This is a genomic window from Bacillus cereus group sp. MG4 (genome assembly GCF_040460055.1).
Lineage (GTDB): Bacteria > Bacillota > Bacilli > Bacillales > Bacillaceae_G > Bacillus_A > Bacillus_A wiedmannii.
Map to the genome: position 1 here is coordinate 3242109 of NZ_JARVGZ010000001.1, position 14186 is coordinate 3256294.

Sequence of the window (14186 nt, forward strand, 5' to 3'; positions counted from 1 at the left end):
ACAAACAAGGTTTATCCACAAAATGTGGATAAACCTAATTAATCCGTGGATAACTTTGTGAATAGCTGACAATTTAGTATTATTGCATTTGGCTCTTTTATATTTTTACAAAAGTGTTCTAACTGTCGAATTCCCTCTGGTACGTTTTCTTTCTCTATAGTAACAAAGTCAAAAAACTGAAAGATTGTTATAGATTGTGGATGATTTGTTAGTAAGTACAATTGTCGAATATTTTTTTCGTTCATATACTGCAAAAACATTTCGAAAAAATATAAGAAAGTCTGTTTATCCACATTAGGTGTGAATAAACAAGAACGAATCAGTGCGTGTTCTTCACTTTGTTCATATCCGATGACAGCCCGTATTTCTTCCGCCTCTTCCAAAATCATAAATTGCGCGTACAACTCATTTATTTTATCATCTTTTTTATTAGCTTGTCCGAAAAAAGAATGCAATCTTTCCACATCTGCTTTCGTAGCAAAATATACTTCCTTCATAGTAAATCCCTCCTCTTTGTTATATATGAGAAGGGATTTACGAATAGTACTATTTAGAGAATAAAGATGTAAAAGCTTCTACAATAAATAACTTAACTTCTGGCTTTTCTTCTTCCTCCTCTACTTTTACATACCCATTTTGTTTTTCTTGTTTTTGTTCCACAGGTTTCTCCACTTTTTCCACAGTTTTTGTTTCCTCTTTACTTACAGGTTGTTCTTCTACTTTCGTTTCATTTTTTACTACTTTCTTTTCAGAAGCTGTTACTTTTTTTGCGACTTCCTGCTTTACAGCTTTCTTTTCTTTCACCTCATCCTCTTTTTTCTCTTCTGTATTTACTACTTCTTCATCATCTATTTGTTTTACTTGCTCCTCTTCAGGAGATTCAGCCTTCACAACATGTTCTTCTTTCCTTACAGCTGTACCACTTGAAAAATCTAAGAAACACATCGGTGGAAATAATACACACCACCAGTTTGCCCCTTCCCCTTCCCCAATTGTAATTAATACCGCCTCATATTCCCCTGCTGGATAAATAAAATTACCATATACCTTTGTAGGAAACTTTACATTCTTACTAAATTTCACTTGAAATGAATCTTTACTTCCTTCTTTTTTCAACGTATTTGCCACTGTTTTTTCGATTTCTGGAATATGACTTTGAATGACTTTACGTGCCTCTTCAAATGAAGTTAAATCTGCTACCCATCCATCAATTTGTGCTTTTACTTCATCACGCACTTTGCGCTTTAAAGCCTGATCTTTATCTGAATCACTATTTGCTAAAATCCGTAATCGAACGGCCTCTTTCGGAATAATTGAAGGCCCTTTCGCATCAGCTTTCATATATCCAAACTGCACAAGCAACTGTGCACCAATTAATAATAGAAGAAGATAAGCAATAACTTGTTTTTTCATTTCCTCCACCGTCCCTTCTACAAACAGTGTGGACAGACTTTCATCTTTCTAAACTATTAAATTCAAAATCTATATAAATTTTTTCACAAAAAAAATAGAGTAAGGTGTGAACCTTACTCCATCTCTGCAAATACCATACGATCTTTTCCATTAATATCAAAAACAACCTCAACATGAGCATATGGAAAAGCTTGTTGTAACAGCTCTTTTACGTCCTCACCTTGCCCTATCCCAATTTCAAATGCCACAATTGCTTTCTTCTGCAACACATTCGGCAACTCTTCCATAAAACGGCGATAGAAATCTAATCCGTCTTCACCGCCAACAAGCGCTCTCTTTGGCTCATGCTCTTTCACCACAGGAGAAAGGCCACGCCAATCCTCTTCCGGTATATATGGAGGGTTTGAAACAACAACATCTAACTTTTGACCTGTTTTATAAAATGGTGACAATAAATCACCATGATAGAACGTTACTTCTGCGGCTAAAGTTTTTGCATTTTCTTTTGCAACTTCAATCGACTCTTGTGCAATATCTACCGTATACACATGAAGATTTTTATTTTCTAAAGCAAGCGTAATAGAAATCGCTCCACTACCTGTACCAATGTCCGCCACATGTAGTTTCTCATCGCCAAAATGACGCTCGATTCTTTCTAACACTCCCACTATAAGCTCTTCTGTTTCCGGTCTTGGTATTAATACTTCTTCATTCACAAAGAACGACCGTCCATAAAACATTTCATAACCAATCATATATTGAATAGGAATACCTTCTACATGCTTGTGAATAAACTCCGTAAAACTTGTTTCTTGTTCCACAGTTATTTCTTCACGCATATTCATGAGCATTCCGGTTCTGTTCGTCTTTAATACATGACAAAGGACAAGTTCTCCCGCATTTTCATCTCGTCCATTTTCCTGTAAAAAAGAAGAAGCCCATTTCAGGGCTTCATAGACACGCATTACTCAGCTGCCTCCATCTTTTGAGCCTGATCTTCCATCACTAAGGCATTGATGAAATCATCTAACTTACCTTGTAAGATTTGATCTAGCTTTTGAATCGTTAAACCGATTCGATGGTCTGTAACGCGGTTTTGCGGGAAATTATACGTACGAATACGCTCTGAACGATCACCCGTACCAACAGCTTGTTTACGGTTTTGATCATACTCAGCTTGCGCTTCTTGTCTAAACTTATCATAAACACGTGCGCGTAATACTTTCATCGCTTTTTCTTTATTCTTGATTTGTGATTTCTCATCCTGACACGATACAACTACACCAGTCGGTAAATGCGTTAAACGTACCGCTGACATCGTTGTATTAACACTTTGTCCACCAGGACCACTAGAAGCAAACGTATCAACACGAACATCTTTTTCATGAATACTAATTTCTACTTCTTCTGCCTCTGGTAATACAGCTACAGTTGCTGTAGATGTATGAATACGTCCACCAGATTCCGTTTCAGGAACACGTTGTACACGGTGAGCACCATTCTCGAATTTCAGCTTCGCGAAAGCACCTTTACCGTTAATCATAAAGATAATCTCTTTATATCCACCTAACTCTGTATAGCTCGCTTCGATAATTTCAGTTTTCCAACCTTGTACCTCAGCATAACGGCTATACATACGATATAAATCACCAGCAAATAAAGCGGCCTCGTCACCACCAGCAGCACCACGAACCTCAACGATAACGTTTTTATCATCATTAGGGTCTTTTGGAACAAGTAAAATTTTCAGACGCTCTGACAATTCTTTATCTTGTCCTTCTAATTCAGAAACCTCTTCTTTTACCATGTCACGCATATCAGCGTCTAACTTATCTTCTAACATTGCTTTTGCATCTCTTAATTGCTCACGAACATCTTTATACTCACGGTACACCTCTACCGTTTCCTGCATATCAGATTGTTCCTTTGAATACTCACGAAGCTTATTCGTATCGCTAATAACCTCTGGATCACTTAACAATTCATTTAACTTCTCATAACGATCTTCTACAGCCTGCAAACGATCTAACACACCATTCACCTCTACATCCTAGTATCTAATACAAATAGTATATGGTACTTAATCAAAAAAACGCAAATTATATTTAAAAGCGTAAGCGGCTTGCTCAGAATCGCAGGACATTGGAACTCTCAACCTTGAAGCGCTCTTTGCTTCGAGCGAGAGAGTGAAATGACCGGAGATTCTAGCCGCTGAAGCTAGATAATATTTAAAAGCGTAAGCGGCTTGCTCAGCTCTGACTGCCTAAAGTTCTTAGCTGTACGAAGAGCCGGCCACCAATCTTCATCTATTTTCGAAAAAAACCCGCTCTACATAGCGAGTTTCATTTATCTTTGTTTTGTAGGTACTGCATGACAATGACGACAACGTGGTTCATACGATTCTGAAGCCCCAACTAAAATAATTGGATCATCAAATGCCGCTGGTTCTCCATCGATTAAACGTTGCGTACGACTTGCAGGAGATCCGCATGCAGAACACACTGCCTGCAACTTAGTTACATGTTCAGCAATCGCCATCAGCTGAGGAACTTGTCCAAATGGTAGACCACGGAAATCTTGGTCTAATCCAGCTACAATGACACGATAGCCACGATTTGCCAATACTTGCACCACTTCCACAATGTCCCCATCAAAAAATTGTACCTCATCGATTGCAATAACATCCATTTCTTCTGCTACATGGTTAAATATATCTTTTGAAGCTGAAACAGGAACTGCTTTAACCTTTAATCCATTATGTGATACAACATCTTCTTCGCTATAACGATTATCAATACATGGTTTAAATACAATCGCATGTTGTTTCGCAAATTGCGTACGGCGTATACGGCGGATGAGCTCTTCTGATTTTCCAGAAAACATACTCCCGCAAATCACTTCAATCCAACCATTTTGATTCATTAAGTACATTGAGCTCTCCTTTCATCTACTTTCCTAATCCAAAGTAGGGTAAAGGTTTAATATTTTTGCAAAAAAAACAGACAAGCGAATACATACACTTGCCTGTTTTATGTTCTTTATTACTTGATACCGTATTTCTTATTGAAGCGGTCAACACGTCCGTCTGCAGTAGCAAACTTCTGACGTCCAGTGTAGAATGGGTGAGAATCAGAACTGATCTCAATTTTTAGTAATGGATAAGTGTTACCATCTTCCCACTCAACAGTTTCGCTAGAGCCTTTAGTAGACCCGCTTAAGAATTTGAAGCCTGTGTTCGTGTCCATAAATACAACTTTATTGTAATTTGGATGGATTCCTGCTTTCATTCTTTTCATCTCCTTCCGCCCTGAATCATTTTCGAAACAGAGTTTTTCATCTTCAGCTGCTTGCACAACTATATTGATGAAACACATATGATGAAATTATAACAAGGCTAACTCCATTTTGCAACTACCTGTTTTTGTCTTTTTAAAAATTAAAAGCACAAGCGGCTCGTTCAGAATCGCAGGACATTGGAGCTCTCGACCTTGAAGCGCTTTTTGCTTCGAGTGAGAGAGTGAAATGACCGGAGATTCTAGCCGCTGGAGCTGGATATAATTAAAAGCGCAAGCAGCTCGTTCAGAATGGGAGGGGGATGGAGCTTCTGACGTAGAGGCGCTTTTTGCCTCATAGGAAGAAGTGAAGCCACCGACCATTCTAGCTGCTGAAGCTGGATATAATTAAACGCGCAAGCGGCTCGTTAAGAATCCGGGACACTTCAAACTCTCGACCCAAATATGATTTTTATCTCAAAAAACAAATTTTCCCATATATTACTCTCTCTAATATTCCCTTAAAAAACATAAAGAAACCCGCTTACCACAAAATAAGCGAGTCCCAATCTTTTCCCTTTACTTAGTTGTTACATATCTTTTTGAGTCTGCAACAATGTTTTGTAAAAATTCTTCATTTGTCTTTGTTTGACGAAGTTTACGTAAGAAACCTTCGACAAAGTCTGGTGTATCACGCATTGTTTTACGAATACCCCATAGCTTGTCTAAATGTTCTTTCGGAATTAATAGATCTTCTTTACGTGTACCAGAACGGCGAATATCAATTGCCGGGAAGATACGACGCTCAGCTAATGAACGATCTAAGTGAAGTTCCATATTTCCAGTTCCTTTAAATTCTTCGTAAATTACATCGTCCATACGAGATCCTGTATCAACAAGCGCTGTTGCTAAAATCGTTAAGCTACCGCCTTCTTCAATATTACGTGCGGCTCCAAAGAAACGCTTCGGTCTATGGAAGGCAGCTGGGTCGATACCACCCGATAATGTTCTACCACTTGGCGGAATAACAAGGTTGTAAGCTCGCGCTAAACGGGTAATACTATCCATTAAAATGATAACATCTTTTTTGTGCTCTACAAGACGCATTGCACGTTCTAACACAAGTTCCGCTACTTTAATATGATTTTCTGGCACTTCATCAAAAGTAGAGCTTACAACATCTCCTTTAACAGAACGTTCGATGTCTGTTACCTCCTCTGGACGCTCATCAATTAAAAGTACAATTAATTCAGCTTCCGGGTGATTTGTTGTAACACTGTGTGCGATTTCTTTTAATAGACTTGTTTTACCAGCCTTTGGAGGCGCGACAATTAAACCACGTTGTCCAAATCCAACTGGTGCGATTAAATCCATGATGCGTGTCGGTAACTTTTTCGGTTCCGTTTCCAATTTCATTTGGCGATCTGGGTATAATGGTGTTAATGCAGGGAAATGCACACGCTCTTTTGCTGACTCTGGATCATCTCCGTTTACAGCTTCAACTTGTAATAATCCAAAATAGCGTTCATTTTCTTTCGGAGGTCGTACTTTACCAGAAACCTTGTCTCCATTACGTAAATCGAAACGACGAATTTGCGAAGCTGAGATATAAATATCTTCTGAGCTTGGAGAATAGTTGATAGGACGTAGGAATCCAAATCCTTCTGATTGAATAATTTCTAATACGCCTTCCATGAAGAAGAAACCTTCTTTTTCTGCTCGAGCTTTTAGGATAGCGAAGATTAACTCTTTTTTCGTTAATTTGCTATAATACGAAATCTTAAATTCTTTCGCAAGCTCGTATAACTCTTTTAATTTCATGTTTTCTAATGCTGCAATTGACAAATTCATTCAGACACCACACTTTAACGTTATTCTCTTTTCACATGGGTAAAGGGAAAAAATACGGAAGGCAAATAATTAATAATGAAAGGCAATAAGTTCAAGTAGGGTAATATTCACTATTGTAACCCTTTTATCTAGTTTTAATCAATACGTTGAAACACAAATACAAGAAGCGAAGACAAGAAAATTTGTCTTCGCTTTTATTTAACCTAGTTCCAGTAGCTAGAATGGTCAGGAGCTACAATGCCCTGCGATTCTGAACGAGCCGCTTACGCTTTTATTTAATCCAGTTCCAGCGGCTAGAATCTCCATCCCCTTCCCATTCAGAACGAGCTGCTTACGCTTTTTACTTAATAACCAAGTTTGGTTTTTTATTCAAGCTATGACGTCCGTCTACGAAGCGTACTGTGCCTGATTTTGCACGCATAACAAGGGATTGTGTTGTTCCTACGCTACCTTTAAATTGAACGCCGCGTAATAGTTCTCCGTCTGTTACGCCTGTTGCTGCAAAGATTGCATCGTCACCTTTTACTAGGTCTTCCATGCGAAGGATACGATTTATATCTTCAATACCCATTTTTTTACAACGAGCTAATTCAGCTTCATTTTGAGGCAGAAGCTTTCCGTGGATTTCTCCACCTAAACATTTTAATGCAACTGCTGCTAATACACCCTCAGGTGCTCCACCAGAGCCGAATAAAATATCTACACCTGTGCGATCAAATGCAGTGTTAATTGCTCCAGCCACATCGCCATCGTTAATTAATTTAATACGAGCACCAGCTTTACGAATTTCTTCGATAATCGCTTGATGACGTGGACGGTTTAAAACTGTCGCTACAACATCTTCAATATCTTTATTTTTCGCTTTCGCAACCGCACGTAAGTTATCGATAATAGGCGCATCAATATCGACCGCCCCAACCGCTTCTGGGCCAACCGCGATTTTATCCATGTACATGTCAGGAGCATGTAACAAATTACCATGATCTGCAATTGCAATAACAGCAAGAGCATTCCATCCACCAGCTGCTACGATGTTTGTCCCTTCTAAAGGATCAACCGCAACGTCTACACGTGGTCCATATCCTGTACCTAATTTCTCTCCGATATACAACATTGGTGCTTCGTCCATCTCGCCTTCACCAATTACAACTGTACCTTTCATCGGGATTGTATCAAATACATCACGCATAGCTGATGTTGCTGCACCGTCTGCCTCATCCTTTTTCCCGCGCCCCATCCAACGCGCTGATGATAATGCTGCAGCCTCTGTTACACGTACTAACTCCATAGATAAACTTCTTTCCACGATAATCCCTCTCCTTTAAGTCTTTATATTTCTGCCGTATTTTGTGAACCGTGTTTCTCTACAAAGTATACTTCCGCAAGTAGTGATGCTTCGCTTCCCCCTTGCGGAAGTATCACTTATGCGTTCTTCATCTCTTCAATTTCTTGACTTGTCATTTGTTCTCGCCAAATGTTTGCGCCAAGACCTTTAAGCTTGTCTACTATATTTTCATAACCTCGATCAATATGCTCAAGTCCGGTTACTTCTGTAATTCCATCCGCCATTAACCCTGCAATAACAAGAGCCGCTCCAGCTCGCAAATCACTTGCTTTCACTTTTGCACCTTGCAATAAAACAGGACCAGTTACAATTGCCGAACGACCTTCTACTTTAATTTGTGCATTCATACGACGTAACTCATCGATGTGTTTAAAACGCGCGCCGTAAATCGTATCCGTTACAACACCCGTTCCGTGCGCCTTTGTTAAAAGCGTCGTAAATGGTTGTTGTAAATCTGTTGGGAATCCTGGATATACAAGCGTTTTTATATCAACTACTTTTAACCTTCTATTACCGTTCACTCGAATTTGGTCATCGTTCGTTTCAACTTGGACACCAGCTTCCCTTAACTTCGCTGTAACTGACTCTAAATGCTGAGGAATCACATTATCAACCGTTACTTCTCCTCCTGATGCAGCTCCTAGAATCATATACGTACCAGCTTCGATACGGTCTGGGATAATCGTATGGTGACAGCCATGTAAAGAGTCCACACCATCAATTCGGATTACATCTGTACCAGCACCTTTAATACGTGCTCCCATGCTAGTTAACAATGTAGCTACATCAATAATTTCTGGTTCTTTCGCTGCGTTTTCAATAACAGTTCTACCCTTCGCTCGCACAGCTGCTAGCATAATATTAATCGTAGCTCCTACACTAACAACATCTAAATAAATACGTGCCCCGCGTAATTCATCTGCTCTTAAATAGATAGCACCTTGTTCGTTTGTAACATGTGCACCTAACGCTTCAAACCCTTTAATATGCTGATCAATTGGCCTCGGTCCTAAATGACATCCACCTGGAAGCCCAATAACAGCTTTTTTAAAACGGCCAAGCATCGCACCCATTAAATAATAAGAAGCACGCAATTTTTTCACTTTTCCATTCGGTAAAGGCATTGCAACCATGTTAGAAGGATCGACTATCATCTCTTCCTCCTGTCCATAAGCTACTCTTCCTCCAATTTCCTCTAGCAAGTCTCCTAACATTTTCACGTCCGAAATATTAGGGACACCACCAATAGTTACTGGAGTATCTGCTAAAATTGTCGCTGGAATTAGTGCAACGGCGCTGTTCTTTGCACCACTCACTCGAATTGTTCCATTTAAAGCTCTTCCGCCTTCAATTAGCAATTTTTCCATATTGAGCTCCCTTCTTATGAATGTATTTACTTTCTATATCCTTATAGAAAGCTCCCCTTAAGAATCACAATCACTCTTTCCACCCTAACACTCAATAAATAGGAAACCATTATCTTCATTTCTCCCGTAGTACGAATAGATAAAGATTAACTATTCATCGAATTTACATTATCAATTTAGATACATTATCACATTTATTAATAGGACTATGCACATTATTTTCTATTTCAAAAACAAAATGATAAAAATCTTTAGACTTGTTCACGCTTTCATTATACAACGAAAGGAAACCGTCTAAAAGACTAGACGGTTTCCAAAACGGAATTTTATTCTTACGCTTTACCGTTAGAACCGAATTCACGCATTTTACCAGCAACAGTTGCTTTAATAGCGTCGCGGCCAGGTCCAATATATTTACGAGGATCGTAAACTTCTTGGTCTTTGCTTAATGCTTCACGAACAGCTTTTGTAAACTCAATTTGGTTCTCAGTGTTTACGTTAATTTTTGAAGTACCTAAAGAGATAGCTTTTACGATATCAGCAGTTGGGATACCAGTACCACCGTGTAATACTAAAGGTACACCAGTGAAGTCACGAACTTGTTCCATTTCAGCGAATCCTAAGTTAGGCTCACCTTTGTAAGGACCGTGTACAGAACCTAAAGCTGGAGCTAGGCAATCGATACCTGTTGCTTCAACAAGGTGCTTACACTCTGCTGGATCAGCGTAAATTACGCCTTCAGCGATGATGTCGTCTTCTTGTCCGCCAACTGTTCCAAGCTCAGCTTCAACAGATACGTTACGAGCGTGTGCGTATTCTACTACTTTTTTAGTAGTTTCAACGTTTTCTTCGAATGGGTGGTGAGAAGCGTCGATCATTACAGATGTGAAACCTGCATCGATTGCTTCTTTACATTTTTCGAAGCTTGAACCATGGTCAAGGTGAATCGCTACAGGAACAGTGATGTTCATTTCTTCGATTAAAGCTTTAACCATAGCTACAACTGTTTTGAAACCAGTCATATGACGAGCTGCACCCTCAGATACACCTAGGATTACAGGAGATTTTTCTTCTTCCGCAGCAGCTAAGATAGCTTGAGTCCACTCTAAGTTGTTCATGTTGAATTGACCAACTGCGTATTTTCCTTCTAGTGCTGTGTTTAGCATTTCTTTCATAGAAACTAAAGGCATGGTGAATCCTCCTAAAAAACGTTTTTTGTATCCGATAAGTTCTTATCGCTGGTAGTATGACCAGAATAAGGTAAAATATGTATATTTACATACCGGACTTTTTTCTACACTCAATAGGATAACAACTTGTACTCAAAAACTCAACCGTATTCACCTGCTCAATAGTCCATGTAAACGCTTTTTTCCATATTTTTTATAAAAAATTCATTTTTTACGCCTCTACAGCAAGCTGTTCTCTCACCGCTTGACGAATTTCATCAATATCAAACGGTTTAGCAAAGTGCATTAAAGCTCCTAAATCTTTCGCTTCTTGGATCATATCAAGCTCTCCATAAGCAGTCATTAAAATTACTTTAATACTCTCATCAATTTCCTTTACATGTTTTAAAATCTCTATACCATCCATACCTGGAATTTTCATATCTAACACTACTAAATCTGGATTATCTTTTTTCACGATATCTAAAGCTTGAAATCCATTCGCTGCTTGGAATGTCTGATAACCTTCTTTTTGGAACACTTCATGTAATAACACACGAATGCCATATTGATCATCAACGATTAAAATTTTCCCTTCCATAACTCCCAACCTTTCTGTGTAAATACAAGATTTAAAGCTTCTTATATCTTAACGATTAATTTTCGCTATTCTTTGCCAAATTCCTTCCTATTCTTTCTTATTTTACTGTTTCCTATTTTGTTATGCTACCCTTCGATTTCACCTTTCTAAAAAAATAAACTATAATGAAAGCCGGTAAACACGTACGAAAGGGAGTAACATTATGTTAAAAATTTTTTCAACTCAATTAAGTGGTTATTTCTCCAGAGTTTCTCAAAAAGAAGAAATGAATATAGAAGATAGCGCCCGTCTACTTGCTCAAGCATTAGTTGGCGACGGTTTCATTTATTTACATGGTACAAATGAAATGGAGGGCGTTGTTGCGGAAGCATTATTCGGTGCTGAACCAATGAAGCAAGCAAAACGATTATTTGAAAATGGTAAAGAAGTAGAAGTAACTTCTGCAGATCGTGTACTTCTTATTAGCCGTTTTTCAACAGATGAAGAAGTTGTAGCAATGGCAAAAAAACTTCAAGCTGATGGACACTCTATTGTCGGCATCTCTGCTATTCAAGAAGGTACTGAATCACTAGAACAATATACAGATGTACATATTGATATTAAGCTGTTAAAAGGCCTTATTCCAGACGATGAAGGCAATCGCTACGGATTCCCAAGTTTAATGATAGCTTTATTTGCATATCATGGAATCAAATTTACAATCGATGAAATGTTAAATGAATATTAAAAAAAGCGCCCTATTTCAGGCGCTTTTTTTATTACTTGCTCTCTTTATTCGTAATAGAAGCACTTACGAAGTCATGGAACAATGGTTGTGGACGATTTGGACGAGATACAAGTTCTGGATGGAACTGTGCTGCCACGAACCAAGGGTGGTCTTTTAATTCAATGATTTCAACTAGACGACCGTCTGGGCTTGTACCAGAGAATACAAATCCTGCTTTTTCCATATCCGGACGGAATTGATTGTTGAACTCATAACGATGACGATGACGCTCATATACAACCGGCTCGTTGTAAGCATTGTAAGCATTTGTTTCTTCAGCAAGCTTACATGGGTATAGGCCAAGACGAAGTGTACCACCTAAGTCTTCTACATCTTTTTGTTCTGGTAATAAGTCAATGATTGCATAAGGTGTGTCAGGATTAATTTCAGAAGAGTTAGCTCCTTCTAATCCTAATACGTTACGTGCAAATTCGATTGATGCAAGTTGCATACCTAAGCAAATTCCTAAGAATGGTACTTTGTTTTCACGAGCATATTGAATTGCAACGATTTTACCTTCTACACCACGATCGCCGAATCCACCAGGTACAAGGATACCATCTGTATCACCAACTAATTCTTGTACGTTCTCTAGTGTTACGTGCTCAGCGTTTACCCATTTCACTTCTACATCTGTGTCGAATGAATAACCCGCATGACGAAGTGCTTCTACAACAGAAATGTATGCATCTTGAAGCTCTACGTATTTACCAACAAGAGCAATTTTTGTTTTCTTAGAAAGGTTACGTACTTTATTAACTAGCGCAGTCCACTCTGTCATATCTGCAGCTGGATTGTCTAATTTTAAATGATCGCAAACGATTTGGTCCATATTTTGCTCTTGAAGAGATAATGGAACCGCATATAAAGTATCTGCATCGCGTGCTTCGATAACTGCTTTTGTATCAATGTCACAGAATAATGCAAGCTTGTCTTTCATATCTTGAGAAACAGGCAATTCTGTACGAACAACGATAATATTTGGTTGAATACCTAAGCTGCGAAGCTCTTTAACGCTATGTTGCGTTGGTTTTGTTTTCATTTCACCCGCTGCTTTTAAGTACGGGATTAACGTACAGTGAATGTACATTACATTGTCACGACCGATGTCGCTCTTAATTTGACGGATTGCTTCTAAGAATGGTAGAGACTCGATGTCACCAACAGTTCCACCGATTTCTGTAATAACAACGTCCGCGTTTGTTTCGCGACCAGAACGGTATACACGCTCTTTAATTTCGTTAGTAATGTGAGGAATAACTTGAACTGTTCCTCCTAGGTATTCACCACGACGCTCTTTTTGAAGAACTGAAGAGTAAATTTTACCTGTTGTTACGTTGCTGTATTTGTTTAAGTTGATGTCGATGAAACGCTCATAGTGACCAAGGTCTAAATCAGTTTCTGCACCATCATCTGTTACGAATACCTCACCGTGTTGGTATGGGCTCATAGTCCCTGGGTCTACGTTAATGTATGGATCAAACTTTTGAATCGTTACGTTTAAACCACGATTTTTTAAAAGTCTTCCAAGAGATGCTGCTGTAATACCTTTTCCTAGAGACGATACTACACCGCCTGTTACAAAAATATACTTAGTCATGAAAAAGCTCCCTCCTATTTTGCTGTTATATAATCACCGTTGCAAAGCGCAACGTATGTAGATAACACTGTATCCATCTTATTGTTAGACTCTTTTTATTTTCTAAACAAAAAACAAAAAAGAAAATTGCTCCCCTCATCACATAAAGTAATAAGTAGGGAGCAATTTTCTTTTATATTTACACTTTAAAAGTATTATCGTCCTTTTTTAAAGAGCCCAAAAATGATTCTACATGGACGATAATGAAAAGTCAAGAACTACAGTTCTTCCTCTTCTTCTTCTTCAGCTTCAGCTTCATCGTACTCAAGTTCTTCTTCGGCGAAGTCATCTTCATCATCTTCATCTAAATCATCAAGATCATCGTCATCTCCGTCTTCTTCTTCAAGAACCTTGTCCAAATCTTCTACCTCTTCTTCACTTGCGTCTGCATCGTCGAAGTCTTCATCTTCTTCGATGTAGTCGTCAAAACCGTCCTCTTCAACTTTACGTTTCTTCTTCGGTTTTGGCTGAGGTAAGATTTCTTCATCAATTTGCTCATATGGGTACCAGCTACGTAGTCCCCAACGATTTTCTCCTAAATTAATGAAACGTCCATCGATGTTTAAATCTGTATAAAATTGTGCGAGTTTCGCATTAACTTGCTCTTGAGATAGTCCCAGCACTTGAGCGATTTCTCGAACCAACTCGTTGAATGTCGTTGCTTGTCTTTTATCCCCTAAAACGCTATGTACAACTTCAATCATTGAACATTCTTTTAGCTCTTCTGGTGAATATTGCTTAAAATTCACTTATGCGGCACTTC

The 14186-nt window shown here is 38.6% G+C and carries 14 protein-coding genes; 1 reads left to right on the top strand and 13 read right to left on the bottom strand.

All coding sequences use genetic code 11. The features are described from left to right. Positions 1–38: 38 nt before the first annotated feature. From QCI41_RS17150 to spo0F, 11 genes are all read right to left on the bottom strand, one after another. Positions 39–497, bottom strand: coding sequence for a GNAT family N-acetyltransferase (locus QCI41_RS17150; RefSeq protein ID WP_098058435.1), 459 nt, complete (start codon positions 495–497; stop codon positions 39–41). 49 nt (positions 498–546) lie between these two features. Next, positions 547–1413 carry a stage II sporulation protein R gene (spoIIR, locus tag QCI41_RS17155; RefSeq protein WP_353837019.1) on the bottom strand — a complete coding sequence of 289 codons (867 nt, stop codon included), beginning with the start codon at positions 1411–1413 and terminating at the stop codon, positions 547–549. A gap of 113 nt (positions 1414–1526) precedes the next feature. Further along, a complete protein-coding gene (gene prmC / locus QCI41_RS17160; RefSeq protein WP_353837018.1) occupies positions 1527–2378 on the bottom strand; it encodes a peptide chain release factor N(5)-glutamine methyltransferase in 852 nt (283 codons plus the stop codon). After that, a complete protein-coding gene (gene prfA, locus QCI41_RS17165) occupies positions 2378–3445 on the bottom strand; it encodes a peptide chain release factor 1 (RefSeq protein ID WP_002096180.1) in 1068 nt (355 codons plus the stop codon). The genes prmC and prfA overlap by 1 nt, the downstream gene beginning before the upstream one ends. Positions 3446–3759: 314 nt before the next feature. Beyond that, positions 3760–4344 (bottom strand): thymidine kinase, encoded by a 585-nt coding sequence (locus QCI41_RS17170; protein WP_000281084.1) that lies wholly within the window; start codon positions 4342–4344, stop codon positions 3760–3762. Between the two features lie 110 nt (positions 4345–4454). Further along, entirely contained in the window at positions 4455–4700 is a 246-nt protein-coding gene (locus tag QCI41_RS17175) for a type B 50S ribosomal protein L31 (RefSeq protein WP_000643447.1), read from the bottom strand. Between the two features lie 564 nt (positions 4701–5264). Beyond that, positions 5265–6536 carry a transcription termination factor Rho gene (rho, locus tag QCI41_RS17180; RefSeq protein WP_001053898.1) on the bottom strand — a complete coding sequence of 424 codons (1272 nt, stop codon included), beginning with the start codon at positions 6534–6536 and terminating at the stop codon, positions 5265–5267. A 340-nt stretch (positions 6537–6876) separates the two neighbouring features. Then, entirely contained in the window at positions 6877–7842 is a 966-nt protein-coding gene (gene glpX / locus QCI41_RS17185; protein WP_000442336.1) for a class II fructose-bisphosphatase, read from the bottom strand. Between the two features lie 116 nt (positions 7843–7958). Continuing rightward, entirely contained in the window at positions 7959–9248 is a 1290-nt protein-coding gene (murA, locus tag QCI41_RS17190; RefSeq protein WP_353837017.1) for a UDP-N-acetylglucosamine 1-carboxyvinyltransferase, read from the bottom strand. A gap of 332 nt (positions 9249–9580) precedes the next feature. Beyond that, complete coding sequence (locus QCI41_RS17195) at positions 9581–10438, bottom strand: class II fructose-bisphosphate aldolase (protein ID WP_001131858.1); 858 nt, start codon at positions 10436–10438, stop codon at positions 9581–9583. A 211-nt stretch (positions 10439–10649) separates the two neighbouring features. Then, positions 10650–11018 (bottom strand): sporulation initiation phosphotransferase Spo0F, encoded by a 369-nt coding sequence (gene spo0F / locus QCI41_RS17200; RefSeq protein ID WP_000398593.1) that lies wholly within the window; start codon positions 11016–11018, stop codon positions 10650–10652. 202 nt (positions 11019–11220) lie between these two features. Between spo0F and QCI41_RS17205 the strand changes: the two genes are divergently transcribed. Continuing rightward, the gene (locus QCI41_RS17205) at positions 11221–11745 is read left to right on the top strand and encodes a DUF2529 domain-containing protein (RefSeq protein WP_353837016.1); all 525 of its coding nucleotides are present in this window, start codon (positions 11221–11223) and stop codon (positions 11743–11745) included. Between the two features lie 31 nt (positions 11746–11776). Here QCI41_RS17205 and pyrG read toward each other — a convergent pair whose 3' ends face one another. Together pyrG and rpoE are read right to left on the bottom strand one after the other, a co-directional pair. Beyond that, the gene (gene pyrG / locus QCI41_RS17210; protein WP_046958551.1) at positions 11777–13384 is read right to left on the bottom strand and encodes a CTP synthase; all 1608 of its coding nucleotides are present in this window, start codon (positions 13382–13384) and stop codon (positions 11777–11779) included. Positions 13385–13641: 257 nt separating this feature from the next. Then, positions 13642–14172 carry a DNA-directed RNA polymerase subunit delta gene (rpoE, locus tag QCI41_RS17215; protein ID WP_353837015.1) on the bottom strand — a complete coding sequence of 177 codons (531 nt, stop codon included), beginning with the start codon at positions 14170–14172 and terminating at the stop codon, positions 13642–13644. Between the last annotated feature and the right edge of the window lie 14 nt (positions 14173–14186).

Excerpts from the sequence above, each read along its gene's own strand:
- QCI41_RS17150 (WP_098058435.1), bottom strand. The coding sequence starts at position 497 with ATGAAGGAAGTATATTTTGCTACGAAAGCAGATGTGGAAAGATTGCAT.
- spoIIR (WP_353837019.1), bottom strand. The coding sequence starts at position 1,413 with ATGAAAAAACAAGTTATTGCTTATCTTCTTCTATTATTAATTGGTGCA.
- prmC (WP_353837018.1), bottom strand. The coding sequence starts at position 2,378 with ATGCGTGTCTATGAAGCCCTGAAATGGGCTTCTTCTTTTTTACAGGAA.
- QCI41_RS17170 (WP_000281084.1), bottom strand. The coding sequence starts at position 4,344 with ATGTACTTAATGAATCAAAATGGTTGGATTGAAGTGATTTGCGGGAGT.
- QCI41_RS17175 (WP_000643447.1), bottom strand. The coding sequence starts at position 4,700 with ATGAAAGCAGGAATCCATCCAAATTACAATAAAGTTGTATTTATGGAC.
- rho (WP_001053898.1), bottom strand. The coding sequence starts at position 6,536 with ATGAATTTGTCAATTGCAGCATTAGAAAACATGAAATTAAAAGAGTTA.
- murA (WP_353837017.1), bottom strand. The coding sequence starts at position 9,248 with ATGGAAAAATTGCTAATTGAAGGCGGAAGAGCTTTAAATGGAACAATT.
- QCI41_RS17195 (WP_001131858.1), bottom strand. The coding sequence starts at position 10,438 with ATGCCTTTAGTTTCTATGAAAGAAATGCTAAACACAGCACTAGAAGGA.
- spo0F (WP_000398593.1), bottom strand. The coding sequence starts at position 11,018 with ATGGAAGGGAAAATTTTAATCGTTGATGATCAATATGGCATTCGTGTG.
- QCI41_RS17205 (WP_353837016.1), top strand. The coding sequence starts at position 11,221 with ATGTTAAAAATTTTTTCAACTCAATTAAGTGGTTATTTCTCCAGAGTT.
- pyrG (WP_046958551.1), bottom strand. The coding sequence starts at position 13,384 with ATGACTAAGTATATTTTTGTAACAGGCGGTGTAGTATCGTCTCTAGGA.